This is a genomic window from Arthrobacter sp. E1SS-5, from assembly GCF_057073715.1.
In genome coordinates this window covers 1,683,054-1,708,570 of sequence record NZ_CP172703.1, presented here as the reverse complement: position 1 = coordinate 1,708,570, position 25,517 = coordinate 1,683,054, and the positions used below count along the sequence as shown (strand labels likewise).

Annotated in this window: 23 protein-coding genes; 13 read left to right on the top strand and 10 right to left on the bottom strand. The window is 67.1% G+C overall.

From position 1 onward, the window contains the following. Positions 1-67 precede the first annotated feature (67 nt). Together ACIGJD_RS07890 and ACIGJD_RS07885 are read left to right on the top strand one after the other, a co-directional pair. Positions 68-421, top strand: coding sequence for a hypothetical protein (locus ACIGJD_RS07890; RefSeq protein ID WP_483689031.1), 354 nt, complete (start codon positions 68-70; stop codon positions 419-421). A 134-nt stretch (positions 422-555) separates the two neighbouring features. After that, complete coding sequence (locus ACIGJD_RS07885) at positions 556-984, top strand: OsmC family protein (RefSeq protein WP_142134283.1); 429 nt, start codon at positions 556-558, stop codon at positions 982-984. Between the two features lie 82 nt (positions 985-1,066). Here ACIGJD_RS07885 and ACIGJD_RS07880 read toward each other — a convergent pair whose 3' ends face one another. Continuing rightward, positions 1,067-4,594 (bottom strand): S41 family peptidase, encoded by a 3,528-nt coding sequence (locus ACIGJD_RS07880; protein ID WP_483689030.1) that lies wholly within the window; start codon positions 4,592-4,594, stop codon positions 1,067-1,069. A 73-nt stretch (positions 4,595-4,667) separates the two neighbouring features. Between ACIGJD_RS07880 and ACIGJD_RS07875 the strand changes: the two genes are divergently transcribed. Beyond that, positions 4,668-5,570 carry a TIGR01777 family oxidoreductase gene (locus ACIGJD_RS07875; RefSeq protein WP_483689029.1) on the top strand — a complete coding sequence of 301 codons (903 nt, stop codon included), beginning with the start codon at positions 4,668-4,670 and terminating at the stop codon, positions 5,568-5,570. 32 nt (positions 5,571-5,602) lie between these two features. Here ACIGJD_RS07875 and ACIGJD_RS07870 read toward each other — a convergent pair whose 3' ends face one another. Continuing rightward, on the bottom strand, positions 5,603-7,333 hold the full coding sequence (locus ACIGJD_RS07870) for a serine/threonine-protein kinase (protein ID WP_483689028.1): 1,731 nt from the start codon (positions 7,331-7,333) through the stop codon (positions 5,603-5,605). A gap of 134 nt (positions 7,334-7,467) precedes the next feature. Between ACIGJD_RS07870 and lipB the strand changes: the two genes are divergently transcribed. The 5 genes from lipB to ACIGJD_RS07845 all read left to right on the top strand — a co-directional run bounded on the left by lipB (position 7,468) and on the right by ACIGJD_RS07845 (position 11,419). Beyond that, entirely contained in the window at positions 7,468-8,136 is a 669-nt protein-coding gene (lipB, locus tag ACIGJD_RS07865; protein ID WP_483689027.1) for a lipoyl(octanoyl) transferase LipB, read from the top strand. After that, the gene (lipA, locus tag ACIGJD_RS07860) at positions 8,133-9,152 is read left to right on the top strand and encodes a lipoyl synthase (protein WP_483689026.1); all 1,020 of its coding nucleotides are present in this window, start codon (positions 8,133-8,135) and stop codon (positions 9,150-9,152) included. The genes lipB and lipA overlap by 4 nt, the downstream gene beginning before the upstream one ends. 88 nt (positions 9,153-9,240) lie before the next feature. Next, positions 9,241-9,993: a DUF4191 domain-containing protein gene (locus ACIGJD_RS07855; protein ID WP_483689025.1), complete on the top strand. Its 753-nt coding sequence runs from the start codon at positions 9,241-9,243 to the stop codon at positions 9,991-9,993. Positions 9,994-10,090: 97 nt separating this feature from the next. Beyond that, positions 10,091-10,444, top strand: coding sequence for a DUF3817 domain-containing protein (locus ACIGJD_RS07850; RefSeq protein ID WP_483689024.1), 354 nt, complete (start codon positions 10,091-10,093; stop codon positions 10,442-10,444). Positions 10,445-10,462: 18 nt separating this feature from the next. Beyond that, positions 10,463-11,419, top strand: coding sequence for a DMT family transporter (locus tag ACIGJD_RS07845; protein ID WP_483689023.1), 957 nt, complete (start codon positions 10,463-10,465; stop codon positions 11,417-11,419). Positions 11,420-11,429: 10 nt separating this feature from the next. On the opposite strand, the gene ACIGJD_RS07840 is transcribed toward ACIGJD_RS07845, so the two are convergent. After that, on the bottom strand, positions 11,430-11,867 hold the full coding sequence (locus tag ACIGJD_RS07840) for an RDD family protein (protein WP_142134299.1): 438 nt from the start codon (positions 11,865-11,867) through the stop codon (positions 11,430-11,432). Positions 11,868-12,150: 283 nt separating this feature from the next. Between ACIGJD_RS07840 and glnA (ACIGJD_RS07835) the strand changes: the two genes are divergently transcribed. Further along, positions 12,151-13,575, top strand: coding sequence for a type I glutamate--ammonia ligase (gene glnA / locus ACIGJD_RS07835; protein ID WP_018763577.1), 1,425 nt, complete (start codon positions 12,151-12,153; stop codon positions 13,573-13,575). Positions 13,576-13,867: 292 nt separating this feature from the next. Here the strand turns inward: glnA (ACIGJD_RS07835) and ACIGJD_RS07830 are convergent, their stop codons facing one another. The 3 genes from ACIGJD_RS07830 to glnA (ACIGJD_RS07820) are packed head-to-tail and all read right to left on the bottom strand — an operon-like array spanning position 13,868 to position 18,779. Further along, positions 13,868-14,416 carry a GNAT family N-acetyltransferase gene (locus ACIGJD_RS07830; protein ID WP_483689022.1) on the bottom strand — a complete coding sequence of 183 codons (549 nt, stop codon included), beginning with the start codon at positions 14,414-14,416 and terminating at the stop codon, positions 13,868-13,870. Position 14,417: 1 nt separating this feature from the next. Further along, on the bottom strand, positions 14,418-17,429 hold the full coding sequence (locus tag ACIGJD_RS07825; protein ID WP_483689021.1) for a bifunctional [glutamine synthetase] adenylyltransferase/[glutamine synthetase]-adenylyl-L-tyrosine phosphorylase: 3,012 nt from the start codon (positions 17,427-17,429) through the stop codon (positions 14,418-14,420). Positions 17,430-17,438: 9 nt separating this feature from the next. Further along, entirely contained in the window at positions 17,439-18,779 is a 1,341-nt protein-coding gene (glnA, locus tag ACIGJD_RS07820; RefSeq protein WP_141160830.1) for a type I glutamate--ammonia ligase, read from the bottom strand. A gap of 284 nt (positions 18,780-19,063) precedes the next feature. Here glnA (ACIGJD_RS07820) and panB point away from each other — a divergent pair, with 284 nt between their 5' ends. After that, positions 19,064-19,951, top strand: a complete 888-nt coding sequence (gene panB / locus ACIGJD_RS07815; protein ID WP_483689020.1) for a 3-methyl-2-oxobutanoate hydroxymethyltransferase — start codon at positions 19,064-19,066, stop codon at positions 19,949-19,951. 168 nt (positions 19,952-20,119) lie between these two features. Here the strand turns inward: panB and ACIGJD_RS07810 are convergent, their stop codons facing one another. Then, positions 20,120-20,284 (bottom strand): SPOR domain-containing protein, encoded by a 165-nt coding sequence (locus ACIGJD_RS07810; RefSeq protein WP_483689019.1) that lies wholly within the window; start codon positions 20,282-20,284, stop codon positions 20,120-20,122. Positions 20,285-20,405: 121 nt separating this feature from the next. Here ACIGJD_RS07810 and map point away from each other — a divergent pair, with 121 nt between their 5' ends. Together map and ppgK are read left to right on the top strand one after the other, a co-directional pair. After that, positions 20,406-21,284, top strand: a complete 879-nt coding sequence (map, locus tag ACIGJD_RS07805) for a type I methionyl aminopeptidase (RefSeq protein ID WP_483689018.1) — start codon at positions 20,406-20,408, stop codon at positions 21,282-21,284. 105 nt (positions 21,285-21,389) lie between these two features. Next, positions 21,390-22,193, top strand: coding sequence for a polyphosphate--glucose phosphotransferase (ppgK, locus tag ACIGJD_RS07800; RefSeq protein ID WP_483689017.1), 804 nt, complete (start codon positions 21,390-21,392; stop codon positions 22,191-22,193). Between the two features lie 52 nt (positions 22,194-22,245). Here the strand turns inward: ppgK and nrdR are convergent, their stop codons facing one another. The 3 genes from nrdR to ACIGJD_RS07785 form a co-directional block, all read right to left on the bottom strand. Then, a complete protein-coding gene (gene nrdR / locus ACIGJD_RS07795) occupies positions 22,246-22,749 on the bottom strand; it encodes a transcriptional regulator NrdR (RefSeq protein ID WP_387566298.1) in 504 nt (167 codons plus the stop codon). Positions 22,750-22,887: 138 nt separating this feature from the next. Further along, positions 22,888-24,261: a histidinol dehydrogenase gene (hisD, locus tag ACIGJD_RS07790; protein ID WP_483689016.1), complete on the bottom strand. Its 1,374-nt coding sequence runs from the start codon at positions 24,259-24,261 to the stop codon at positions 22,888-22,890. Positions 24,262-24,265: 4 nt separating this feature from the next. Continuing rightward, positions 24,266-24,799: a hypothetical protein gene (locus ACIGJD_RS07785; RefSeq protein WP_483689015.1), complete on the bottom strand. Its 534-nt coding sequence runs from the start codon at positions 24,797-24,799 to the stop codon at positions 24,266-24,268. A gap of 127 nt (positions 24,800-24,926) precedes the next feature. On the opposite strand from ACIGJD_RS07785, the gene ACIGJD_RS07780 reads away from it, so the two are divergent. After that, entirely contained in the window at positions 24,927-25,427 is a 501-nt protein-coding gene (locus ACIGJD_RS07780) for a flavin reductase family protein (RefSeq protein WP_483689014.1), read from the top strand. Positions 25,428-25,517 lie beyond the last annotated feature (90 nt).

Below are 25,517 nucleotides of genomic sequence, written 5' to 3'. Positions count from 1 at the left end.
CCCTCCGCAGCCCGGGCACCGCGTGGCTTTGCTACAGGCGGTAGAAATGACTGGCTAAGCTGGAGCCATGACAATACTCTTCAACATCCTGGTCTTCCTGCACGTCGTCGGGGCCGCCATGATCGTGGGCTACTGGATCGCCACCATGCGGACCCCCACCGTGCACCCGCGCCAGCGTGACGGCGCCTTCCTGCAGTTGCTCACCGGCATCGCCATGATGGGCATCCTTCCGTTCCTGCCGGACTCGAACCCCAATTACGCCAAGCTGGGCATCAAGTTCGTCATCGCCGTCGTGGTTGCCGTCCTGGCCGTCATCGGCTCGCGCAAGGTCAAGAACGGCCAGCCCGTCTCCACCGGACTCGCTCACGGCGTCGGCGGCCTGGCACTGGTCAACATCGCCATCGCCACCATCTGGCAGTAGAGCCCGTCACGGGGAACCGGTCATAATCCTCTGAGAGCGGACAATCCGTGCACCGGAGGTGGCTGGTCCCTAGGATGGAAAATGGTGGGCCCGGCAGCGGCCGGACCCGGATCGAATCGACGTTGAGGAGAGACATGGCTACAACACGCAACGCCCACACCGTATGGACCGGAAGCCTGACCGAGGGCTCGGGCAACACCACCCTGGACAGCTCGGGCCTGGGCACCTTCGATGTCACGTGGAAGGCGCGCACCGAAGCTGCCGGCGGCAAGACCAGCCCGGAAGAGCTGATCGCCGCAGCCCACTCGGCCTGCTTCTCCATGGCCTTCAGCCACGAGCTCAGCCAGGCCGGCTTCACGCCTGAAGAGGTCAACACCAAGTCAGAGGTCGGCTTCCAGCCCGGCACCGGCATCACCGGCAGCCACCTGACCCTCAACGCCCGCATACCCGGCATTTCCGAGGACGAGTTCCAGCGCATTGCCGAGGCCGCCAAGAAGGGCTGCCCCGTCTCCCAGGCCCTCGCCGGCATCGAGATCACCCTCGACGCCACGCTGCAGTCCTAGCAGTCCCGGGCCCACCGGCCCCGCACAACGCAAAAGGCCCTGTCCTTCCGGTAAGACCGGAAGGACAGGGCCTTTGCTGTTCCTAGCGTCCCTGCGGGCGGTCCGGCAGCGGCGAAGGCAACAGTTTGCGGTAGCCGGAGCGGGCCGGCGGGCGGTCCGTGGGCAGTTCCTGGATCATTTCCTTGAGCGCCCCGATGCCGTATTCCAGCTGCGGGTCGCGGCCGGCTGCGTAGGCGTGTGGCGGGTAGGTCACCTCGATGTCGGGGTCGACGCCGTAGTTTTCCACGCTCCAGCCCACGCCGCCGCTGAACCAGTTGGCATAGCGGGGCTGGGTGACTCCGGTGCCGTCCGCCAGCGCAAACCGGTTGTCAATGCCCACCACGCCGCCCCAGGTGCGCGTGCCGATGACGGGGCCGATGCCCCTCAGCTTTGAGACCTGGGTGATGATGTCTCCGTCGGATCCTGCGAACTCGTCGGCCAGGATGATTACCGGGCCCCTCGGCGCGTGATGCGGGTACGTGCGCGGCTTCTCCCCGCGCGGCATGCTCCATCCGGTGACCTTGCGGCCGATCAGTTCCGCAACAAGCTGCGAGGTATGGCCTCCACGGTTGCGGCGCACGTCCACGATCAGGCCATCCAGTGCTGTTTCGGTATCGAGGTCCCGGTGCAGCTGCGCCCAGCCGTTGGCCATCATGTCCGGGATATGCAGGTACCCGAAGGTGCCGTTGGAGGCCTCACGGACGGTCCGCCGGTTGCCGGCAACCCATTCCTGGTAGCGCAGGCGCTCTTCATCCTTGACGGGCACGACGGCGACGCGGCGCTGGGTGCCCTCAGCACCACCGTGCCCCGGGCCATTGAGGAGGGTCAACTCCACAGCGCGGCCTGCCGCTCCCACCAACTGCATGGCGGGGGTGGTGCTTTCGGACAGGGGGACCCCATCGATGGCCAGCAGGATGTCCCCGGCCTTGGCGCCGACGCCGGGCCTGGTGAGCGGCGAGGTAGCCAACGGATCGGAGGACTCGCCGGCCAGGATCCGGGTGATTTCCCAGCCGTTGGCGGTGTGGGCAAGGTCGGCGCCGAGCCGGCCCTGTCCGCGGCTGCCGCGTTCGGTGACGGCAGCGGGGCGCACGTAGGCGTGCGATGTCCCCAGCTCGCCGTGCAGTTCCCACAGCAGGTCCACCAGGTCGTCATGTGAACCCAGCCGTTCCACGATTGGCCGGTAGCGGGCGTGGATGGATTCCCAGTCCTGCCCGGCCATGTCCTCGGTCCAGAAGAAGTCGCGCTGCAGCCGCCAGGCTTCATCAAATGCCTGTCCCCAGACGCTGAGCGGATCCAGCAGGACGCGGATCCTGCCCAGGTCAACCTTGACCAGCTTGCCCGATTCCTCGTCGGCCTTGGCGTCCGAGGGGACCACGGTCACCTGTTTGTCGGAAACCAGCACCACCTTGCTGCGGTCCCCGGTCAGCCGGTAGCTGTCCACTGCGTCCACCAGCGTGGTCTGCTTGCGCCGGGCGATGTCATAACGGACCAGGCTGGGACGGGCGTCCTTGTCTTCCTGGCTGGCCTTTCCGTCGCCGGTGACACCGGACAGGACGGAGTCGAGCCAGAGGAGGGCGCCGTCAACGGCTTCCAGCGAGCTGTAGTTGCCCTGCGGAACGGGAACGCCAATCACACGGTGCGCCAGGCCCTCTGCGTCCACCTGGACGGCAGGTACGGCGCTGTCGGCCGCCTCGCCCTTGTCCGTGCCCTGTGCGTCCGTTTCCTGCTCCGCGCCCGCGGGATCGACCGATGGGCCAAAGGGCGACGGCGTCTCAGCCGCAAGTGCCACCAGGTACGGCTTGATGGGGCTGGGGAAGGAGAGGTCGAAGGAATGCCCGTCGTACACGGGATCGAAGCTGCGGTTGGAGAGGAAGGCAAGGAACTTGCCGTCCGGAGTGAAGGCCGGTGAGGCGTCGCGGAAGCGGCCGTCGGTGACGTCCACGGGATCGGCGCCAAGTTGCTCCACCGTGGCCAGGCGCAGCCGGCTGCGCGACCCAAAGGACGTGACCGGCTCGGACCACGCCAGCCAGCGCGAATCCGCCGACCAGGCAAGTTCGGAAATACTGCCTTCGCCGATGCTGGCCACCTGGCTGAGGTGGCCGCTGCGGGTGTCCACCACGTACACGTCGCCGAAGGAAGTACCCAGGGCGATCCACCGGCCGTCCGGGCTGGGCTCAAGGGAGCTGGCGCGCGACGGCGTGGGAACGCTGATGCCGGCCTCCACCGCGGGCGACTGGGCCTCGGCGGCGGGAGCCGTGTCCTGGGGCGCAACATCGGCCTGCTGCTCATCGTCCGCGGGAACATGCGCAGAGCTTCCCGCCAGCACCGCAGCCCCTGATGCAGGAACGGGCTGGGGCAGGCTGACAGTTTCCGCTCCCTCAGCGCCCGCCTGTTCCGTGTCCGGGGAACCGGGGGTTTCGGAGGCGGCCGCGCTGCCGGCCTTGCCGCTCCCTGCCGTCACCTGCGCTGCGGTGTGCGGGACTGGCGCGGCAATGTCCTTGATGTGGATGGCCTCAACGCCGCCGTGATCGGCGATGTAGGCGATCCGGCCGTCACCGAGGGGCCTGGGCAGCCGCCCCCGGACTCCGGGCGTGGCCTCAATGATCCGGGAGGGCCCGTCCTTGTGCCGCAGCCAGGAAATCGTCCCGTGCGATTCCACGGCGCTGGCGGCGCCTGTGATGTCCGGGGCCACCGATCCCAGGTGCTTGGCGGCGTCGAGGAGGGCAGGACGCCTGGTCTGGGAGGCGGAGCCGAGGGTGATGTCCAGCTTTTCCGCTTCCGAATCCAGGTCCCGGAGCACCCAGAGTTCACCGGCGGACTCGAAGATGACCCGCTTGCCGTCGGTGGCGGCGTGCCGGACGTAGAAGTCCTGGTGGTCGGTGTGCCGGCGCAGGTCTTCTCCATCAGGAAGCACCGAATAGAGATTGCCGTAGCCCTCGTGGTCGGACAGGAAGGCGATCCGGCCTTCGATCCAAAGCGGGTCGGTGAGGTTGCCGTCGAGGTCGGGCAGGAGGCGCTCGAACTCACCGTTGCCGTCGCGGTCGATCCACAACTTCCCGGCCGTGCCGCCGCGGTAGCGCTTCCACCACGCCGGTTCGCGGGACAGCACACTTGCCAGCACCACCGGGCGTTCATCGCCTACTTCGGGCCCGTACGCCACTGACTCCACGGGGCCGTAGGGAAGTTCCTGTGCCCAGCCGCCCTCGAGGGGGACGCTGTAGGCGTGGGTGTGCCGGCTTTCAGCCTGGCGGAATGCGCTGGTGACCACCACGGCGCCCGCGGCGGTGAATCCCTTGACCTTTGTGGTGCTGTGGCCAAAGTACGTGAGCTGCCGGTACCCGCCGCCGTCGACCTCTGCCGACACAACCTCCGGAGCCGTTCCCTGCACCACCGTCCACACCAGCCGCTTGCCGTCCGGGGTGAAGCGCGGGTTGCGGGCAGGCAGCTGAAGCGATGAGACGCGCCAGGCACGTCCGCCGTTCAGGGGCGCAATCCACACGTCGTCCTCGGCCACGAAAGTGACCAGATCGCCGTGCAAATGCGGGAAACGGAAGTAGCTCGAAGAGGTCATCGTTCGATCATAGTCAACCCCTCCCCTGCCCCGTGGGAGGTACACAACCCGCCCTCTCGTGGTGTGATGGACCATGCATATTGTCATGGCCGGCGCCTCCGGGCTCATCGGCACCTCCATGTCCGCAGCCTTCCGCGATGCCGGCCACTCCGTGGTGACCCTGGTCCGGCGGCCACCTGCCGGCGCAGGCGAAGTCCGCTGGGATCCGGCGGCCGGCGTCCTGGATCCCTCGGTGCTTGCCGGTGCTGACGCGGTGGTCAATCTTTCCGGCGCCGGCATTGGAGACAGGCCCTGGACACGGAAGCGGGTGGAAGAGCTGTTCAGCTCCCGCTTGGGCCCCACCAGGACCCTGGTGCAGGCCATGGCGCAAATGGATACGCCACCGGCCACCTTCATCAGCCAGTCGGCCTCCGGTTACTATGGCGACGCCGGCAATACGGTCCTGCGCGAGGACGCGCCTGCAGGCTCCAGCACCTTGGCGCAGATCTGCGTCGAGTGGGAGCAGGCGGCACTGGCGGCACCGGCCGGCGTGCGCGTGGTGCTGCCCCGCACGGGAGTTGTCTTCAGCCGTTCCGGCGGAGCGCTGGGCAAGCTGCTCCCGTTGCTGCGGCTGGGCCTTGGCGGTCCCTTTGGCAACGGACACCAGTTCTGGCCCTGGGTCACGCTTCCGGATGTTTGCGCCGCCTTCCTCTTCCTCCTGGACTCTGCGGTCTCCGGCCCGGTCAATGTGACGGCTCCCGAACAGGCGGATGTCAACACGATCGTCGCGGCGCTGGCCCGTGCCCTGCACCGGCCTGCCATGCTGCGGGTTCCCGGCCCTGTGCTGCGTACGGTGATGCCGGGGCTGGGCGAGGAGCTCCTGCTGCACAGCCAGCGGATGGAACCGGCGGTGCTGGCGTCCGGAGGATTCCGGTGGCAGCACGGAAGCCTGGAGGATGCTGCCCGCTGGGTGGCAACCAGGGACGGCTCCGCCTAGCTGCATTTGATGGAGGCCGGAAAGCCCCTGCTTCACCCTGTGGCGAGGATCTCGCTGACCCGCCACTGGCCGTCCACGGAGACCAGGACCAACCGAAGCGGCTGCGGCCTGCTGGGCTCCCCCGTGGCAAGCACGCTGTTGTCCGCGTTGACCGTGCTGTAGCCGGAGGTTGCGGAGACCACCCGGACGACGGCGCGGGCCTGCGTGGCACCCTCTTCCGCCGCCACCTCGGCAAGTACGCTGCTGAAGCCGGCCAGGCGGTTCCCGGAAGAGCGGAGCTGGGCAGCAGTATTTTGGTCGGCGGCAGCTGCAGCGGAGCCTGGCGCGTTCACCTCCGCGAGCAGCTCGAGCCGGCCGCTGCTGAAGGCGTGATCCCGCAGCGCGGCAAGTCCCTGCACGGCAACTGCGGGATCAGCCGAACGGGCGCGCAGCCTGGCTTCATCGACCGGTGCTTCATCGACCGGTGCAGCGGCCCGTGTTCCGCCGTCCGCAGCGGCTTCGGCCGGGCGTGCCGCTGCCGGCAGCGAACCGGTTGTGGCGGCTCCTGGCCACGGCGGATGACCGGTGGCTGACAGCCACCAGATTCCGGCGGCCGCGGCGGCAATGGCGGGCAGGAGGGCACGCGCCCGTATCCCCGCCCTCCGGCCGGCAACGGGTCCGCCGGCATGTTTCCCTTGCCGGACGCCGGGTGCGACAGTACGTTTCCCGTGCGCGGCAAGGGCGCCTTTGTTTTCAGCCAACGGCGGCCGTTGCCGCAGGGATCGCCGTTTGGAGCGGACGGCGGGCGGCTTGGCAGATGACGGAGTAAAGGACAAGGCGCTCCAGCGGGACGTCGCCAGGCGGCGGCGAAGAGCCTGGAGTTTCGTCCGGAGACCGGCGCCCTTTGTTTCAGGAGCGGCGCGGCGCCGTGTCAGCAGCTCGGGCAGGACGGTGGGGTGGACAGCGTCGGAGAGGTCCACCGGCTGCGGTTCTGCACTGCGGTACACGGCCGTGGCCAGTGCCAGTGCGTTGGGGCGCAGCCGACGGTCCTCGTTCAGCCCTGCTTCCAGGGCTGCTGCCAGTTCCCTTGGGACGCCGGGAACAAGGAGCGACAGCGGCGGGCGGTCGGCAGTCCGGCCGGGTGCAGCACCTGTCAGGCAGTACCAGCCAAGTGCGGCAGCGGAGTAAACGTCCCGTTCAGGCTGCAGCCCGGCACGCACGGCATCCACCGGGGACGGGTCAAGGAAGCCGGCCGTTCCTGTCGCTCCCGGACTGCCGGGATCGCCCAGCATCCGGGCAACGCCAACGTCCGACAACATGGGTTTGCCCTGTCCGGTGAACAGCACGTTCCCCGGGGATACATCCGAGTGGGTAAACCCTTTGCCGTGAAGGTAGCCCAAGGCCTGGGCGATGGGAGTCAGTACGGTGACGGTTTCGCCCACGGTGAGCCTGCCGCGGGCGGCGACCAGCTGGGCCAGGGACCCGCCCGCAGCGTAGTCCATGGTCAGCGCCGTGACTCCGTTCGGCTCCCCGACGCGCACTGCGTCGTGTGCCCTGATCAGGTGTTGGTGGTCCAGGACTGAAAGGATGCGGATCTCCCGCCGGATCTCCTCCTGGGTGATGGCCGCGCTGCCCCGAATGCTGCCCGCAGCCCGGAAGCACTTAAGCGCGACGTCCCTGCCGGTCCGTTGTTCCCTGGCCAGCCACACGTCGGCGCTGCCGCCCCGTCCCAGCAGCCGGCCGACGTCGTAACCGGGGATCTCAGGCGCCTGTGCATCATCCATGGTCCATGTCTAGCCGAGTTCCAGCCCGGCTGCAGGAGTTATCCACAGCCCTGGTGCCGCAGTCACAATGGGGACGACGGTGAGCTTGGACACTAAACCGGGTCCGCGTGGCTCCGGGGTCTAAGCTGGATGCCATGACTCTTGAGTTTTCACAGCTGGGTCTTGCCCCCGACTTCGTTGATTACATGGAAGGCTGGGATGCCCAGCGCGAACTCCATGACAAAGTTGTCGCCGGAGTTGCACCCAGCACCGTCCTGCTTTTGGAGCACGCCGCCGTCTATACGGCCGGCAAGCTGACAGAGGACCATGAGCGTCCGTTTGACGGCACACCGGTGGTTCCGGTGGACCGCGGCGGCAAGCTCACCTGGCATGGCCCGGGACAGCTGGTCGCCTACCCCATCCTGAAGCTGAAGAACCGCTCCGGCATCCGGGATTACGTGGAGCGCCTGGAAGAAATCATGATCACCGTCATGGCTGACTACGGCATCAAGGCCGAACGCATCAAGGGACGGGCCGGCGTGTGGATCAAGGCCGATGCCAAGGGCCCGGACCGCAAGATCGCGGCCATCGGCATCCGCGTGCTCAACGGAGTCACCATGCACGGCGTGGCGATCAACTGCAGCAACGACCTGGCACCCTACGGGCAGATCATCGCCTGCGGCATCACCGACGCCGGGGTGACCACCATGTCCCTGGAGACGGGCCGGGAAATCACGCCCGCCGATATCGTGGACCGGTTCGTCGCGGAATTCCGCAAACATGAAGAAGCATTGGTTTCGAGCCCTGAAGGAGCTCTACTGTGACATTGGCACCTGAAGGCCGGAAGATGCTGCGGATCGAGCAGCGCAACGCTGCGGTTCCGGTGGAACGCAAACCGGAATGGATCAAGGCCAAGGTCCAGATGGGCCCGGAGTTCGTCGGCCTGAAGAACCTGGTGAAAAAAGAAGGCCTGCACACCGTCTGCGAGGAAGCCGGCTGCCCCAACATCTTCGAATGCTGGGAAGACAAGGAAGCCACCTTCCTCATCGGCGGGTCCGAATGCACCCGCCGCTGTGACTTCTGCCAGATCGACACCGGCAAACCCTCACCCCTGGACCGGTTCGAACCCACCAAGGTGGCCCGCTCCGTCCAATCCATGCAGCTCCGGTACGCCACCGTCACCGGCGTCGCCCGCGACGACCTCGAAGACGAAGGCGTCTGGCTCTACGCCGAAACCGTCCGCAAGATCCACGAACTGAACCCCGGCACCGGCGTCGAACTGCTCATCCCCGACTTCTCCGGCAACCCCGACCACATCAAAGAGATCTGCGACTCCAACCCCGAAGTCTTCGCCCACAACGTCGAAACAGTCCCCCGGATCTTCAAGCGGATCCGCCCCGCATTCCGCTACGAACGCTCCCTGGACGTCATCACCCAGGGCCGCAACCACGGCATGGTCACCAAATCCAACCTCATCCTGGGCATGGGCGAAACCCGCGAAGAAATCTCCGAAGCCCTCCGCGACCTCCACCAGGCCGGGTGCGACCTGATCACCATCACCCAATACCTCCGCCCCAGTGAGCGGCACCTGCCCGTGGACCGCTGGGTCAAACCCCAGGAATTCGTCGACCTCCAGCACGAAGCCGAAGAGATCGGCTTCCTCGGCGTCATGTCCGGCCCCCTGGTCCGCTCCTCCTACCGCGCCGGCCGGCTCTGGGCCACCGCCATGCGCAAAAAAGGCCGCGACATCCCCGCCGAACTCGCCCACATCGCCGACGGCATCCAGGACTCCGGCACCACCCGCCAGGAAGCCGCCACCCTCCTGGCAGCCCACTCCTGACCTCCGATTCGTGAAGCGGCCAAGGGCCGGACGCCGGAAGTTTCCAGCGTCCGGCCCTTGCGGTTAAGTCACGTAGAATTGAGGCACTATGGCGAAATCCCCTGACTCCAGCAACTCCACCTCCGCGGGCTCAAGCGCGGTGAAGCGCAGCATGTTCTCGCGCAAGCCGAAGGAAGCAAAGGCCAAGAAGCCCAGCAGGCTCAAGCAGATCGGCGAGGTCTTCACCATGACGCGCCGCCACGACCCCATGGTTCCGTGGCTGATGCTCGCAGTCTTCCTGGGTGTTGTGGCCGTGAGCTTCCTGGTGGGCTTCTGGCTGGATAACTGGATCACCGGCCTGATCATCGGCATTCCGCTCGGCCTCCTGGCCGCCACTTTCATCCTGTCCCGCCGAGCCGAACGGGCCGCGTTCGCGCAGATCGAAAACCAGCCCGGTGCCTCCGGCGCTGCCCTGGGGACACTCCGGAGGGGCTGGATTACCGAGGAACAGCCGGTGGCTGTCAACCCGCGCACGCAGGATGCCGTATTCCGCGCCGTAGGACGTCCCGGCGTCGTCCTTGTCAGCGAAGGCCCCACCCACCGGGTGAAGCCGCTGCTCGATGCTGAGCGCAAGCGCCTGGCGCGCATCCTGCCCAACGTCCCCGTGCACACCATCCAGACGGGGCGCGGCGAGGGCCAGGTGCCGTTGAGCCAGGTGGCCAAGCAGATGGGCAAGATGAAGAACGAACTGACCAAACTGGAGGTCAGCACCGTCTCCAAGCGCATCGCGTCCATGGGCAACAGGCTTCCCATTCCCAAGGGCATCGATCCCTACAAGGCCCGTCCCAACCGCGGGCGCTAGCCAACAGGACGCCCCGGCACCGGCACAGCCGGCCGCCGGGGCGTTTTTCTTGCGCCCTGACCGTCCCGCGCATCCAGCTACGACAAAGGACTTGACCATGCCCCTCAGGACAACCGTGATCCGCGCCTTCCGCATTCTCGCAATTGCCGAAGCCTGCAGCTGGGCTGCACTCCTGGCTGGAATGTACTTCAAGTGGATTGCCGGCACCACGGAGGTTGGGGTGGAGATTGCCGGGCCTGTCCACGGTGCGCTGTTCATCGGCTACGGGGTTGCTGCGCTTACGCTGTGGCGCCTGCAGCGCTGGCCGTTCCTGGCGGCTGTACTGGCCGGCGCCTCCGCTGTCTTCCCGTTCGCCACCATCCTCTTTGAGCGCTGGGCCGGGCGGCGCGGCTACCTCACTGCTCCCCGGGCAGACCAGGCCGACGCTGGCCTCGAACCCAGCCGGGCGTAGCTGATCAGGACCCCTGGCTTGAAGTCAGTTGAGGCAGGTACTGCGCCGGTGAAGGGCACCCAGGGCCGGCGGCGGGTGGTGGCAGTCCTCTCCCTGCTCGGGGCAACGCTCTTTTGGGCCGGCAACTACGTAGTGGGCGCAGGCGCGGTCCAAAGCATCGACCCCCTGAGCCTGGTGTTCCTGCGGTGGGCCATCGCGCTGGTGCCGCTGCTGGTGATTGCCCAAGTGGTGGAGCGGCCGTCCTGGCGGTCCGTCCTGGCCGCCTGGCCCTGGTTGCTCGCGTTGAGCGTCTGCGGCCTGCTCGGCTACAACCTCCTCCTGTACTTCGCCCTTGAGCACACGGACGCGTTCAACGCATCGCTGATCAACGCGTTCAATCCTGCGCTGATCACACTGGCCGCCGCAGTCTTCCTGCGCGAGCGGCTCACACCGCTGGCGGTAGCAGGGGTCCTGATGGCCCTGGCCGGCGTCCTGACCGTCATCAGCGGAGGAAAAATTGGGCGCCTGGTGTCCACCGGTTTCGGCCCCGGTGAGGTGATCATGGTGGGCGCCATCGTGGTCTGGACGGCGTACACCATCATCGGCCGGTTGGCGCCGAAGATCCCGCCCATCACCGCAACGGCGGTCCAGGCAGCGGTGGTCGTGGCCATTCTGGGCCCGGTCCGCTTCGCCACGGGCGGCGTGGCGCTTCCCTCAACGGGCACCGTGCTTGCATCACTGCTGTTTATCGCCATCTTCCCGTCAGTGCTGTCCTACCTGCTGTGGAACCGCGCCCTGACGGTCCTGCCGGCGGCCGGCGCGGGCGTGTTCCTCAACCTCATCACCGTCTTCACCGCGATCCTGACCGTCCTTGCCGGACAGGTCCACACAGCCGCCCAACTGGTGGGCGGCGCGGTGGTCATTGCGGGTGTGGTGGTGACCAACGCTCCGGCCTTCCGGCGGCAGAAACGGACCACGGAACTGCCGGAGGTGTAGGCGGGACCGGCTAGCGCCGGATCAGGAGCGTGTTCATGGCTTTGTCGTGCAGGCCGCGCTGGTCCGGGTCGAAGATTACGGCAGGAATCACCAGGCACAGCAGCACCGACCTGACCAGCGCCGCGAGCGGGCCTGGGGTACCGCCGCCCGGTTTGATCACGGCAATGCCCATCACGCGGTGGCCGATGCTGTAACCGAGGGTTCCCACCAGCAGGATCTGTTCGATGGCGAAGACCGCCAGGGTGGCCCAGGAATCGCCACCAAAGGCGAAATTGCTGATGAGCAGCGCAATACCCCAGTCGATGCAGAGGGCCGCAATGCGCCGCCCTGCCCGGGCAATGGACCCGGGACCGGACTCCGGCAGGCCCAGGCGCTCCCCCGGATACTTCGAGATGCCGGAGGTGTCCGGTCCGCTGAGCCAGGAGCCAATGTCTTTGCGATCTACCACTGTCCAAGTTTACCGATCCAGGCAGGGGGGACGCGCCCACACTGTGGATGGGAGTCGACCACAGTGTGGACAGACGATAGCGTGGTCATAGCAGGCCTTTCTGTAACCTGCCCGAAACAATGCGGACACGGACGGGAAATGCCGTATCCATAGGCTGTTAGCAGTTTCAAGCAATCCCCGGCAGGTAGATGCAGCAGGGAAACCCCGCGTTGTCCCTGCTTTTGGATTGCGCTGGATCATATGGCTTGCATGCCAGATATTTACATATGCGTTAGGAGCATAGATGTTCAAGACTGCGGACGAAGTCCTTAAGTTCATCAAGGACGAAGATGTAAAGTTCGTCGATATCCGCTTCACCGATCTTCCGGGCGTCCAGCAGCACTTCAACGTCCCCGCCAAGAGCGTCGACGCGGACTTCTTCGTCAACGGCCAGCTCTTCGACGGTTCTTCCATCCGCGGCTTCCAGGGCATCGCCGAGTCTGACATGCAGCTGATCCCGGACGTCACCACCGCGTTCCTGGACACCTTCCGCATGGAGAAGACCCTCGCGCTGAACTTCTCGATCGTCAACCCCCGCACGGGCGACCCCTACCACCGCGACCCCCGCGGCGTGGCCGAAAAGGCTGAAGCCTACCTGGCCTCCACCGGCATCGCCGACACCGCGTTCTTCGCTCCCGAAGCCGAGTTCTTCGTGTTCGACAACGTGCAGTACCAGTCCTCCCCGCAGGGCAGCTTCTACAAGATCGACTCCGAGGAAGCCCACTGGAACACCGGCCGCGAGGAAGAGGGCGGCAACCTGGGCTACAAGACCCCCGTCAAGGGCGGTTACTTCCCGGTCTCCCCCACCGACAAGCAGGCTGACCTGCGCGACGCCATGTGTGTCGCCCTGGACGAAGCCGGCCTCGAGGTCGAGCGCAGCCACCACGAAGTTGGCTCCGCCGGCCAGGCCGAGATCAACTACAAGTTCACCACCCTGACCCACGCCGCCGATGACCTGCAGAAGTTCAAGTACGTCATCAAGAACACGGCTGACGCCTGGGGCAAGTCCGTCACTTTCATGCCCAAGCCGGTCTTCGGTGACAACGGCTCGGGCATGCACTGCCACCAGTCGCTGTGGAACGGTGGCGAGCCGCTGTTCTACGACGAGAAGGGCTACGCCGGCCTGTCCGACACCGCCCGCTGGTACATCGGCGGCCTGCTGAAGCACGCTTCCGCCGTCCTGGCCTTCACCAACCCGACCGTGAACTCCTACCGCCGCCTGGTCAAGGGCTTCGAGGCTCCGGTCAACATGGTCTACTCGCAGGGCAACCGTTCCGCCGGTATCCGTATCCCCATCACCGGTTCCAACCCGAAGGCCAAGCGCATCGAGTTCCGCGCGCCGGACCCCTCCTCCAACCCGTACCTGGCGTTCGCTGCCCAGCTGATGGCCGGCATTGACGGCATCCGCAACCGCATCGAGCCCCCGGCCCCGATCGACAAGGACCTCTACGAGCTGCCCGCCGAGGAAGCCAAGGACATCCCCAAGGCTCCGGGCACGCTTGAGGAAGCCCTGGAGGCACTGCGCGAGGACAACGAGTTCCTGCAGGCCGGCGGCGTCTTCACCCAGGACCTGATCGACACCTGGATCGAGTACAAGTACGAGAACGAGATCCGCCCGCTGTCCCTGCGCCCGAACCCCTACGAGTTCGAGCTCTACTACGGCGTCTAGCCTGCGGCCTGCCCGGCAGGACTGCTGAAACCGCGAAAGGCGGCCACCGGTACACCCGGTGGCCGCCTTTTGCTGTGTCCGGAGGCCTCGGGGCCGCGGACGGAGACCGTAAGGTGGGGGCCCGCCTCCAGACGTGCTGAGACCGGGAGCCGGACCCCCTGACGAATGCCCCCCGAGACGAAGACTGTCCAGCCTTCCCCCCAACAAGGTTGGAGAACACCGCCAATCCACATAATCGGGCAAACGCTTGCTAAGCGCAATGCCGGCGCGATGGGTTACGTCGGGAAGCGCGTTACGTATGTGGGGTTCCGGCGAAGCTGTGGAACATGGTCCGCTGCGGCCCCGCCGGCCCGCCCAGATACGGCCCCGCATCGACAAACCCCGCCCGGCGGTAAGCAGAGAGTCCCGCAGGGTTTTCGTCATTGACGGAGAGTACGACGCCGGTCTCGCGGCTTTGGTGCCGAACCGAGAGTTTGCGGGCCGCCTCCACCGCCGCGGCCGCTGCCAGGGTCCCCAGCCCTTTGCCCTGGTGCCGCCGATCGATGAGGAACCCGCGCAGCAGCCAGGCCGACCCGTCGTCGGGCCAGCCGGCAAGACCCGCTGCGCCTGCCTGCAGGGTCAACAGGCCGACCGCGGCACCCCCTGCCTCCACGACGTACGGGCGGCGCGATTCTTCGGCCAGTCCTGCCAGGGCCATCCGCAGCGGGTCGCCCACGAAGCGGTTCTGGCCGGGCAGCAGCGACATGCCCGCGATGGCACCGAACTGGATGGCGCAGGCATCGCTGTCCAGGTCCCGCAGCGGGATGAGCCATACCCAGTCAGTGCCCGTGTCAGAGACCACGTCAGTGCCCGTAGAAAACACGCTCGAAAACAGCGCGTGCCCGCCGGCTCACCCGCAGGTAGTCCTCTTCCAGGGCTGCAGCGTGCCCGGGCTCGTATCCGCACCAGCGCGCCACGGCCTCAAGGTCGCGGCGGGAGGAAGGGAGAAGATCGGAGGCCTTGCCGTTCCAGATGACGTTGGCGGACCGGATGCGGCTCGCAAGCCGCCAGGCCTCCGCCAGCAGCCCGGCATCGGCATCATCCAGCAGGCCGAGTTCCGCGGCGGCCGCAAGAGCCTCCAGCGTGGACGTGGTCCGGAGCTCCGGATGTTTCCCGGCATGCTGGAGCTGGAGCAGCTGGACCAGCCACTCAACGTCGCTGAGGCCGCCGCGTCCAAGTTTGAGGTGGCGTGCGGGGTCGGCTCCACGCGGCAGCCGCTCGGATTCCACCCGTGCCTTAATGCGCCTGATCTCGCGCACGTCCTGTTCCGGCACCGATTCCGGGTACCGGATGGGGTCGATGAGGGCGAGGAAGTCGGCGGCCAGGGTGTCGTCGCCTGCCATGGGCCGTGCCCGCAGCAGGGCCTGGGCTTCCCAAACGAGGGACCAGCGGCGGTAGTACTCGGCGAAGGAGTCCAGGGAGCGCACCATGGCGCCGTTCTTGCCCTCCGGCCGGAGGTCGGCGTCCATCTGGAGGACGCGTTCTGCCATGATGGCCGGCTTCAGCGGCTGGGTGAGCAGGCTGGACACCTTGGCCACGATGCGGGCGGCCTGTTCCTGGGCCTCGGCGTCGGAGAAGCCGGGAAGGGCGCGATGGACGTACATGACATCGGCGTCCGAGCCATAGCCGATCTCACGGCCGCCCTGGCGGCCCATGGCAACCACCAGGACCGTCGTCTTGAGCGGCCCGCCGGCGGAGACGATGCCTTCGGCCACGCGCAGGGCACCCAGGACGGCGGCCCGGTCCGTGTCCGCCAGGGCCCTGCCTACCTGGTCCTGGTACAGCAGGCCGGCGGAGTCCGCAATGGCGATGCGCAGGATTTCCCGCCGCCGGATCAGCCGGATGAGGCGCATGGCGCTTTCCGGGTCCGAGTGCCGGGACATCTTGGCGGTGATCTCCTGCCACTGCCCTTCGAAGCCCACCGGTACCAGGTCCTTGTCCTGTCCCAGCCATGCCACGGACTCCGGCGAGACTTCCAGGAGGTCTGCGATCAGCCGGGAGTTGGAGAGCATGTGGCACAGCCGCTCGGCGGCGGCATTGGAGTCGCGCAGCAGGCCCAGGTACCAGTGTGTGGTTCCCAGTGCCTCGCTGACGCGCCTGAAGGCAAGCAGCCCTGCATCGGGGTCCACGCCTTCGGCGAGCCAATCGAGCAGGATGGGCAGGAGCTGGCGCTGCAGGGCGGCGCGGCGGCTCACCCCGGCCGTCAGGGCCTCGATGTGGCGCATTGCTCCCTGCGGGTCGCGGTACCCGAGGGCGGCAAGCCGGCCCTGCGCCGCTTCGGGGGTGAGCCTGGCGTCCTCGCTGCTGAGCTTGGCCGCCGAATTCAGCAGGGGCCGGTAAAAGATGCGCTCGTGCAGTTCGCGGACGGAGCGCTTGGTGCGCTGCCAGGCGGAAAGCAATGAGTCCGGGGTGGGCCGTTCGTTGGAGAACGGCCCCAGCACGGCCTTGGCCAGGGAGCGCAGCGCCGGCTCAGCCACCGGCATGAGATGGGTGCGGCGCAGCTGGAACAGCTGGATCCGGTGTTCCAGCAGCCGCAGGTAGCGGTAGGCGTTGTCGAAGGCTGCGGCGTCGGAACGGCCGATGTAACCCCCGGCCGACAGTGCGGCGATCGCGGAGGTGGTGTCCCGTCGTCGTAATGACTCGTCTGCCTTGCCGTGCACCAGCTGGAGCAGCTGCACGGTGAATTCGACGTCGCGCAGTCCGCCGCGGCCCAGCTTGATCTGCCGCTGCTCCTCGGCGGCGGGGATGTGCTCGGTCACCCTGCGGCGCATGGCCTGGACGGATTCAACGAATCCCTCCCGCCCCGCGGAGTTCCAGATCAGCGGCGCTACGGCGTCCTCGTAGGCACGGCCCAGTGCAGCGTCGCCGGCGATGGCCCGGGCCTTGAGCAGTGCCTGGAATTCCCAGCTTTCCGCCCACCTGGCGTAGTACGTCTCGTGGGAAGCGAGGGTGCGGACCAGCGGCCCGGACTTGCCCTCGGGCCGCAGGTTGGCGTCCACCTCCCACAGGCCGGGTTCCCGGGCCACGGAAGAGATGGCGCGGGAGATGCCGCTGGCCAGTACCGTGCCGATGGTGTTGGCGTGGGCGTCCTCCAGGCTGCCCGGGTCCACCACGTAGATGACGTCGACGTCGGAAATGTAGTTCAGTTCCCGGGCTCCGCACTTGCCCATGCCGATCACTGCCAGGCCGACGTCGGCCACCTCGGCAGGGCTGTGCTGCTCCGCCGCTTCCGCGCGGGAAACTGCAAGGGCGGCCTCGATGGCGGCCGCGGCCAGGTCGGCGAGTTCCCCGCCCACGGCCGGCAGGAAGTCCAGCGGGTCCGCGGCGCACAGGTCCTTGACGGCGAGGTCCACCAGGCCGCGGCGGTAGGCGGTGCGCAGGGCGGCATAGGCGTCCACGCCAGTGGCGGCAGCAACGGGCCGGGCGGCACGGGGGTCCGCGCCGACGGACTGCAGGAGCGTGGCGCGCAGCCGGCCCGGGTCGGCGGGCAGGGGTTCGGGACTGGCCCGGACCCGGAAGGCTTCCAGGTGCTCAGGGTGCCGGATGAGGAACTCCCCCAGCGCCTCCGAGGCGCCGAGGACCCGGTACATCGGCTCGCTGGCCTCGGGCTCCGCGGCGGCCAGGTCGCGCAGCTGGGGATGCTTTTCGATCAACCGGACCAGGGACTGCAGCGCGGTGTCCGGGCTGGCCGCAAGCTGCAGCCCGGCAAAGAGCCTGTCTTGGTCCAGCCCCTCAAGTTCGCGCGCGGCAAGGAACCGCTCGCCCTTTTCCAGGTCGCTGAATCCGGCCGCGATGAGACGGCGCGCCAGGCTCACGCCGGGCACCTAGAGAATGCCGAGGTTGCGCTGCAGCTCGTAGGGCGTCACCTGCAGCCGGTAGTCCTGCCATTCGGCGCGCTTGTTGCGCAGGAAGTGCTCATAGACCTGTTCGCCCAGGATCTGCGGCATCAGCTCCGAGTCCTCCATGGAGCGGATGGCGTCGTGCAGGCTTGCCGGCAGCGGATCGTGGCCCATGGCTCGGCGTTCGGCCGAGCTCAGCGACCAGACGTCGTCCTCGGCGGCGGCCGGGAGGTCGTAGCCTTCCTCGATGCCCTTCAGACCCGCGCCGAGCAGGACGGCGTAGGCCAGGTACGGGTTGGCGGCTGAATCGATGCCGCGGTACTCGATCCGGGCGGACTGGCCCTTGCCAGGCTTGTACAGCGGCACACGGACCAGCGCGGAACGGTTGTTGTGGCCCCAGCTGAGGTAGCTGGGAGCCTCGCCGCCGCCCCACAGGCGCTTGTACGAGTTGACGAACTGGTTGGTGACTGCAGTGAACTCCGGGGCGTGCTTGAGGATGCCGGCGATGAACTGGCGGGCGGTCTTGGAGAGCTGGAACTCGGCTCCTGCCTCGAAGAACGCGTTGCTGTCACCCTCGAACAGGGAGAAGTGGGTGTGCATGCCGGAACCGGGGTGGTCGGTGAACGGCTTGGGCATGAACGTGGCGTAGGTGCCCTGCTGCAGGGCCACCTCCTTGATGACGGTCCGGAACGTCATGATGTTGTCCGCGGTCTGCAGCGCATCCGCGTACCGGAGGTCGATCTCGTTCTGTCCGGGGCCGGCCTCGTGGTGGCTGAACTCCACGGAGATGCCCACGGATTCCAGCATGGTCACGGCCGTGCGGCGGAAGTCCTGGGCCACCCCGCCCGGGACGTGGTCGAAGTACCCGCCTTCATCCACCGGTACCGGTGCGCCGTTGGGGCCGGGCTCATGCGACTTCAGCAGGTAGAACTCGATCTCCGGATGCGTGTAGCAGGTGAAGCCCATGTCCGCGGCCTTGGCCAGGGTGCGCTTCAGCACGTTGCGCGGGTCAGCCGCGGAGGGCTCGCCGTCCGGGGTGAGGATGTCGCAGAACATCCGCGACGTCTGTTCGGTTTCACCGCGCCACGGGAGGATCTGGAAGGTGGCCGGATCGGGCTGGGCCAGCATGTCCGATTCGAACACCCGGGCCAGGCCTTCAATGGAGGAGCCGTCGAAGCCCAGCCCTTCCTCGAACGCGCCCTCGACTTCCGCCGGGGCCAGGGCCACGGACTTCAGCGATCCCACGACGTCGGTGAACCACAGGCGTACGAAACGTACGTCGCGCTCTTCGATTGTGCGCAGGACAAACTCTTGCTGGCGGTCCATGATGGCCTCTTCTCCGGTCAACGTCCATGCTCCGGGCCCATGCAAGGGGAAAGCCGGCAGCAGTTCATCAACACTGTACTAATCATTCTGCGCCGATGCCGAAGCCTGCGCCGTGCGTAACACAGCATTAACCTCGCGGTTGCTTAATCCTGCCTCCGGGCCACCCCCGGGTCCCGTTCCCGGCACCACTGCTGCCCCCACGGCCCGCGCCATGACGCACATCACTGCCGCCGGGCGGACGGGCGCGGTAGCTAGGACAGCCGGTACCGCATTACGCTCATCCCATGGCCTCCAACAGCTCCGACTCCAGCGCGTCCGCAGAAGTACCCGCCCCCTACGGCAGTGGCCCCGGCGTCCCCGCCCCGGCCGAACTGAAGCCGGCGAAGGTCCGCCTCCATCACCTCCAGCAGGCCAAGCGGGACGGCACCAGGTTCGCCATGCTGACCGCGTACGAGCAGTACACGGCCGAGATTTTTGATTCCGCAGGCATCGAAGTGCTCCTGGTGGGAGATTCGGCCTCCAACAACGTTTACGGCAACGAAACCAGCCTCCCCGTCACCGTGGACGAACTCCTGCCCCTGTGCCGTGCCGTGGCACGCTCTGCAAGGCGCGCCCTGGTGGTGGCGGATCTGCCCTTCGGCAGCTACGAGGTCAGCGCCGAACAGGCCGTGGCAACCGGTGTGCGGTTCCTGAAGGAAGGCCTGGCGCACGCTGTCAAGATGGAGGGCGGGAAGTACTACGCACCAACGGTCCGGGCCATGGTGCAGGCGGGTATTCCCGTCATGGCCCACATCGGCTTCACGCCGCAGAGCGAGCACGCCCTGGGCGGTTACCGCGTGCAGGGCCGCGGCGACGACGCCCAGCGGCTGATCGACGATGCCCGCGCCCTCGCCGATGCAGGAGCATTCTGCGTGCTGATGGAAATGGTGCCCGCAGAGACGGCAGCGGCCGTGGACGCAGCTGTCAGTGTTCCCACCGTGGGGATCGGTGCGGGCAATGCAACTACCGGACAGGTTCTGGTGTGGCAGGACATGGCCGGACTGCGGGGCGGCCGGATGGCAAAGTTCGTGAAGCAGTACGCGGACCTGCGCAAGACACTGCTCGACGCCGCCACCGCCTATGGCGACGACGTCCGGTCAGGCCAGTTCCCCGGCCCGGAACATTCCTTCTAACTTTCAACTTCGCTCCGACGGCCCTGGAAGAGGCGACCTGCCGGCAACAGCGCCCGCACCTGGACGGCGTCTGGGCGGTGCTCCGGAAGCGGACGTCAAGGTGAGGCCGCCCGCGGCCGAGGCAGTCCGCGGAGGAGCGCCGTTCAGACGCCCCTCCCGCCCAACGCTTCAGTCGTCGTCGCCCTTTTCCCAGGCCTCGTTTCGCGCCTTCACCTTTTCCAGCGCGTGTTCGGCTTCTGCCCGGGTCTGGTACGGCCCAATGAGCTGGCTCCAGTCCGACAGCCGGTCCTCTTCCACCTCGTGGGTCTTGATGTTGAACCAGTACTCAGTCATCGTTGCTCCTCGTTCCGGCGACAGGGAAAGCGGGACGTGATCCACGTAACACAAACACTTACGCGTGCCTCCGCCGCTTGTCGGTTGTTAGGCCTTCTGCGGTGCCTTATATGATCAATCTATGCCTTCCCTTGCCTCGACTGCACCCATTGGCACCCTTACCCCGGGTACCCTGAGCCCGCAGCGTCCCGTACCGGCGTCCATCCCCCGTCCTGAGTACGTCGGCAAGCCGGCCCCGGCCAAGTTCACCGGCTCTGAGGTCAAGTCCGCCGAGACCATCGAAAAGATCCGGATCGCCGGGAAGATCGCAGCGCAGGCCATCGTGGAAGTGGGCAAGCACATCCAGCCCGGTGTCACCACGGATGAGCTGGACAAGGTGGGCCACGAATTCCTGCTGGACCACCACGCGTACCCGTCCACGCTCGGCTACCGCGGTTTCCCAAAGTCCCTGTGCTCCTCGCTGAACGAGGTCATCTGCCACGGCATTCCGGACAGCACGGTGGTCCAGGACGGCGACATCCTCAATATCGACATCACCGCGTTCATCAATGGCGTCCACGGCGACACCAACTACACCTTCCTGGTTGGCGATGTGGACGAGGAATCGCGGCTGCTGGTGGAACGAACCCAGGAGTCGCTGAACCGTGCCATCAAGGCGGTGGCGCCGGGGCGGGAAATCAACGTCATCGGCCGGACCATCCAGTCCTACGCCAAGCGCTTCGGCTACGGCGTGGTGCGCGACTTCACCGGCCACGGGGTTGGCGAGGCTTTCCACACCGGACTGATCATCCCGCACTATGACGCCGCCCCTGCATACAACACGGTGATCGAAACCGGCATGGTGTTCACCATCGAACCGATGCTCACCCTGGGCACTGTGGAGTGGGACATGTGGAGTGACGACTGGACCGTTGTCACCCGGGACCGCAAGCGCACCGCCCAGTTCGAGCACACCCTGCTGGTCACCGAGACCGGCGCCGAGATCCTCACCCTGCCGTAGCCTGTCCCATGCCCACCGGGCATGGCTGCCGGTGCAGACCGGACACCCGTTATGGGCCCATACCGGCCCCTTTTCCTGCCCGCCCCTGTCAAGAACGGAATCCCATTGGCCAAGAAGGACGAGAAGTCGCACAAGAACGCACCGCTGATCGGCATCGACATCGGTGGTACGGGCATCAAGGGCGGCATTGTCGACCTGAAGAAGGGCAAGCTCCTGGGCGAACGCTTCCGCGTGCCCACTCCCCAGCCTGCCACGCCGGAGGCCGTTGCCGAGGCCGTAGCCTTGGTGGTGGCCGAACTCTCGGCGCGCCCCGAGGCCCCGGAGGCCGGCTCCCCCGTTGGAGTGACCTTCCCCGGCATCATCCAGCACGGCGTGGTCCACTCCGCTGCCAACGTGGACAAGAGCTGGCTGGATACCGACATCGACGCCCTCCTCACCGCCCGGCTGGGCCGCCCGGTGGAGGTCATCAACGACGCCGACGCCGCCGGCCTGGCAGAGGCCCGCTACGGGGCCGGCGAAGGCGTCGCCGGCACTGTCCTGGTGATCACGCTGGGCACCGGCATCGGTTCAGCCTTCATCTTTGACGGAAAGCTGGTGCCCAACGCAGAGCTGGGTCACCTTGAAATTGACGGGCACGACGCCGAATCAAAGGCGTCCGCCGTCGCCCGCGAACGGGATGGGCTGTCCTGGGACGAGTACAGCGTGCTCCTGCAGCGCTACTTCTCGCATGTGGAGTTCCTGTTCTCACCGGAACTGTTCATCGTGGGTGGCGGCATCTCCAAGCGCGCCGACGAGTACCTGCCCAACCTCAAGCTCCGCACCCCGATTGTCCCGGCCGTCCTGCGGAACGAGGCAGGCATTGTGGGCGCCGCCCTGGAGATCGCGCTCCAGCACAAGCTGGCCAAGTAGGAGTGGTGCCGGTGGCGGCTGCGGCTTCCCCTCCGCTGCCGCCACCGGAGTTTTAGAGGGGGCTCTTCTCCGAGCTCTTTGCGGCACCGGCCGCGCCCTTGGCGCCTTCGCCGGCCTCCTGGCGGAGCAGTGCAATGGCAGTCTCGAAGTCCTCGAGGGAATCAAAGGCCTGGTACACGCTGGCAAAGCGGAGGTAGGCAACCTCATCGAGTTTCTGCAGCGGTCCAAGGATGACCAGGCCCACTTCATGGGCCTCGATTTCGGCAGCCCCGGACGCCCGGATCTGCTCTTCGACTTCCTGGGCGAGCATGGCGAGGTCGTCCTCGCTCACGGGGCGCCCCTGGCAGGCCTTTCGCACACCGTTGATCACTTTGCTGCGGCTGAACGGCTCACCGACGCCGGAGCGCTTGATCACGGACAAGCTGGTGGTTTCCACCGTGGTGAACCGGCGGCCGCATTCCGGGCACTGCCGGCGCCTGCGGATGGCCGAGCCGTCGTCCGTCATCCGGCTGTCCACCACGCGGGAATCAGGGTTGCGGCAGAACGGGCAGTACATGGCGTTCCCCCTTTTCGCTTGTGGTGTGCAACGTCGGTGAAGGCCATCAGCACCGCCGGGGGGCGATGCCGTGGCGTCTTTCAGTTTACGGGCAGATGTGGGGTAATAACAATCCTGTAATTACTACATGTAGTGGTGTCAGCCCAAGCCCGGGAAACGGGCGGTGACAGCATCACCGTGGGCGGGCAGGTCCTCGGCCCGGGACAGGCTGACGATGTGCCCGCTGACCTCGGCAAGGGCATCCCGGCTGTAGTTGATCACCTGGATGGCGCGCAGGAAAGTGGTGACGTTCAGCCCGGACGAGAAGGCTGCGGTACCGCTGGTGGGCAGGACGTGGTTGGAGCCCGCGCAGTAGTCGCCCAGGCTGACAGGGCTGTAATCGCCAACGAAAATGGCGCCGGCATTGCGGATGCGCGCGGCCACGGCGGCCGCGTCCCGGGTCATGATTTCCAGGTGTTCGGCGGCGTACGCGTCACAGGCTGCAATGCCCTGCTCCATGCCGTCCACCAGCACCACGCCGGACTGCGGGCCGGACAGTGCCTCCTGCACCCTGGCCGAGTGCTTGGTGGCGGCGGCCTGGAGCGCCAGTTCTGCCCGCACCGCAGTGGCCAGCTCCTCGGAATCGGTAATGAGGACCGATGCCGCCTTGGGATCGTGCTCGGCCTGGCTGAGGAGGTCCGCGGCCACCAGCGCCGGCTGGGCGGAGTCGTCGGCGAGGATGGCGATTTCAGTGGTTCCCGCCTCGGAATCGATGCCAACGACCCCCTTGACCAGGCGCTTTGCCGTTGCAACGAAGATGTTGCCGGGCCCGGTGACCACGTCCACGGGCTCCAGCGCCGGGCCTGCGTCCGTGGCTTCAACGCCGTAGGCAAAGGCGGCAATAGCCTGGGCCCCGCCGATGGCGTAGACCTCGGTGATGCCCAGCAGCGCCGCAGCGGCCAGGATGGTGGGGTGCGGCAGCCCGCCGAACTCCTTCTGCGGGGGCGAGGCCAGGGCAATGGATTCCACGCCTGCCGCCAGGGCGGGCACAACGTTCATGATCACTGACGACGGGTACACGGCAAGTCCGCCGGGAACGTACAGCCCCACCCGTGCCACGGGCACCCAGTTCTGACTCACCACTGCGCCGTCGCCCAGTTCGACGTCGACATTCCGCGGGCGCTGTCCGTCAGCGAATCTGCGTGCCCGGCTGATGGACTCCTCCAGGGCGGCGCGCACGGCCGGATCCAACTGGTCCAGCGCCTGGGCAAGTGCCTCTTTGGGAACCAGCGGGTGCTCCTGCGCCACGCCGTCAAACCTCTCGGCAAGCTCGGCCAGCGCCGCAAAGCCGCGCCGGCGGACGGCGGAGATGATCTCCAGGACCTTGTCCTCGGCGTCCGCCACGGTCTGGCCCTTGGCGCGGGGAACAGCGGCACGCAGGGCAGCGAGGGTCAGGTGGCGGCCCCGAAGGTCGATGGTTCGGAAGTCGACGGCGGCTGTCACGGGGGCGGGAAGGTCCGGGGAAGTGGTCACCCGTCTATTTTACGGGGCTGATGGTGCCGCCGGTTGCGGGGCCACCGGCGTGGGGCTTCCTGCCCGCCGTGCCCACCAGTTCCAGGACGAAGACCGACACGGCCGTGGCGGCAGGCCACAGCAGCAGCACCGGCCATGCCCGCAGCGAGAAGGTAATGCTCGCGTTGGCGGAGGCATCCACTGCCGGGCCCCACAGCCGGGCTGCCAGGATGCCAGTCCCCCACGCCACCAGGCTGCCGGCCGCTGCTCCCACCAGGCCGGCCAGCAGCGCCGCCTGGGGGTCAGGGCGTTTGCCGTCGGCCAGGAACACGGCCAGCAGGCAGCCGGCCAGCACCAGGATGCCGGCGAGCGTAAGGTCGCGCGGCAGCCAGACAAGGGGGGCGTTGCCGGAGGCCAAAGCGGGATCGCGCGTGATCAGGTTCAACCCGCCCGGCGCCAGGAGCCACCACAGGAAACCGGCCGGAATTCCCGCCGCTGCCGGGACCAGCAGCAGGGGCCATGGCAGCAGCCGCCTTGCGGGGCGGGCAAAGTTTGTCATGCAACACACCTTAACAAAGCTTCCTGGAACGCCATGCCGGGTGTTGACGGCGCCAGCGGTTTTCCCGCAGTGACCGCGGCCCAATACGCTTGGAGGAAGAGTTACGCCCCCTAGTACAGGAGTCCCGGTGACCGACACCAGCGAGCCGTTCGAGCAGACGTTCAGGGAGATGTTCCGCCGGCACGCTGCGGGCGTCGCCATCATCACCGTGAACTACCAGGACGAGCCCTACGGTTTCACCGCCACCTCCGTGGCGTCACTGTCGGCCAAGCCGCCGCGCTTCACCTTCAACATGGCGCGCAGTTCCAGGTCCTGGCCCGCGGTGGCCAACACCCAGTACCTGGGCGTGCACATGCTCGGGCTGGAGAACCAGGAGCTGGCAGCGCGCTTCGCCCGGCCCGGCAACCGGTTCGAGGGCAACCACTGGGAAGCCGGTCCGCACGGGGTGCCCATCCTCAAGGACGTCGCCGGGTGGCTGATCGGCGAGGTGCAGATGCGCCTTTCCTTTGAGAACAACGCAGTGGTGGTGGTCCAGGTGGTGGACGGCCAGGTTGGCGGCGAAGGGTCGCCCCTCCTGTACCACGGCGGCGCCTATGGGCAGCCGGTGCCGCTCGACTACGAAATCTAGCCCGGGTAAACCGGCCCGGACTAAAAGACGCGGACGACGGCGGGAGGTGCTTCCCGCCGTCGTCCGCGTCTTTGTCAGGCGCCTGGTCTG

Excerpts from the sequence above, each read along its gene's own strand:
- ACIGJD_RS07890 (WP_483689031.1), top strand. The coding sequence starts at position 68 with ATGACAATACTCTTCAACATCCTGGTCTTCCTGCACGTCGTCGGGGCC.
- ACIGJD_RS07885 (WP_142134283.1), top strand. The coding sequence starts at position 556 with ATGGCTACAACACGCAACGCCCACACCGTATGGACCGGAAGCCTGACC.
- ACIGJD_RS07880 (WP_483689030.1), bottom strand. The coding sequence starts at position 4,594 with ATGACCTCTTCGAGCTACTTCCGTTTCCCGCATTTGCACGGCGATCTG.
- ACIGJD_RS07875 (WP_483689029.1), top strand. The coding sequence starts at position 4,668 with ATGCATATTGTCATGGCCGGCGCCTCCGGGCTCATCGGCACCTCCATG.
- ACIGJD_RS07870 (WP_483689028.1), bottom strand. The coding sequence starts at position 7,333 with ATGGATGATGCACAGGCGCCTGAGATCCCCGGTTACGACGTCGGCCGG.
- lipB (WP_483689027.1), top strand. The coding sequence starts at position 7,468 with ATGACTCTTGAGTTTTCACAGCTGGGTCTTGCCCCCGACTTCGTTGAT.
- ACIGJD_RS07855 (WP_483689025.1), top strand. The coding sequence starts at position 9,241 with ATGGCGAAATCCCCTGACTCCAGCAACTCCACCTCCGCGGGCTCAAGC.
- ACIGJD_RS07850 (WP_483689024.1), top strand. The coding sequence starts at position 10,091 with ATGCCCCTCAGGACAACCGTGATCCGCGCCTTCCGCATTCTCGCAATT.
- glnA (WP_018763577.1), top strand. The coding sequence starts at position 12,151 with ATGTTCAAGACTGCGGACGAAGTCCTTAAGTTCATCAAGGACGAAGAT.
- glnA (WP_141160830.1), bottom strand. The coding sequence starts at position 18,779 with ATGGACCGCCAGCAAGAGTTTGTCCTGCGCACAATCGAAGAGCGCGAC.
- panB (WP_483689020.1), top strand. The coding sequence starts at position 19,064 with ATGGCCTCCAACAGCTCCGACTCCAGCGCGTCCGCAGAAGTACCCGCC.
- ACIGJD_RS07810 (WP_483689019.1), bottom strand. The coding sequence starts at position 20,284 with ATGACTGAGTACTGGTTCAACATCAAGACCCACGAGGTGGAAGAGGAC.
- map (WP_483689018.1), top strand. The coding sequence starts at position 20,406 with ATGCCTTCCCTTGCCTCGACTGCACCCATTGGCACCCTTACCCCGGGT.
- nrdR (WP_387566298.1), bottom strand. The coding sequence starts at position 22,749 with ATGTACTGCCCGTTCTGCCGCAACCCTGATTCCCGCGTGGTGGACAGC.
- ACIGJD_RS07785 (WP_483689015.1), bottom strand. The coding sequence starts at position 24,799 with ATGACAAACTTTGCCCGCCCCGCAAGGCGGCTGCTGCCATGGCCCCTG.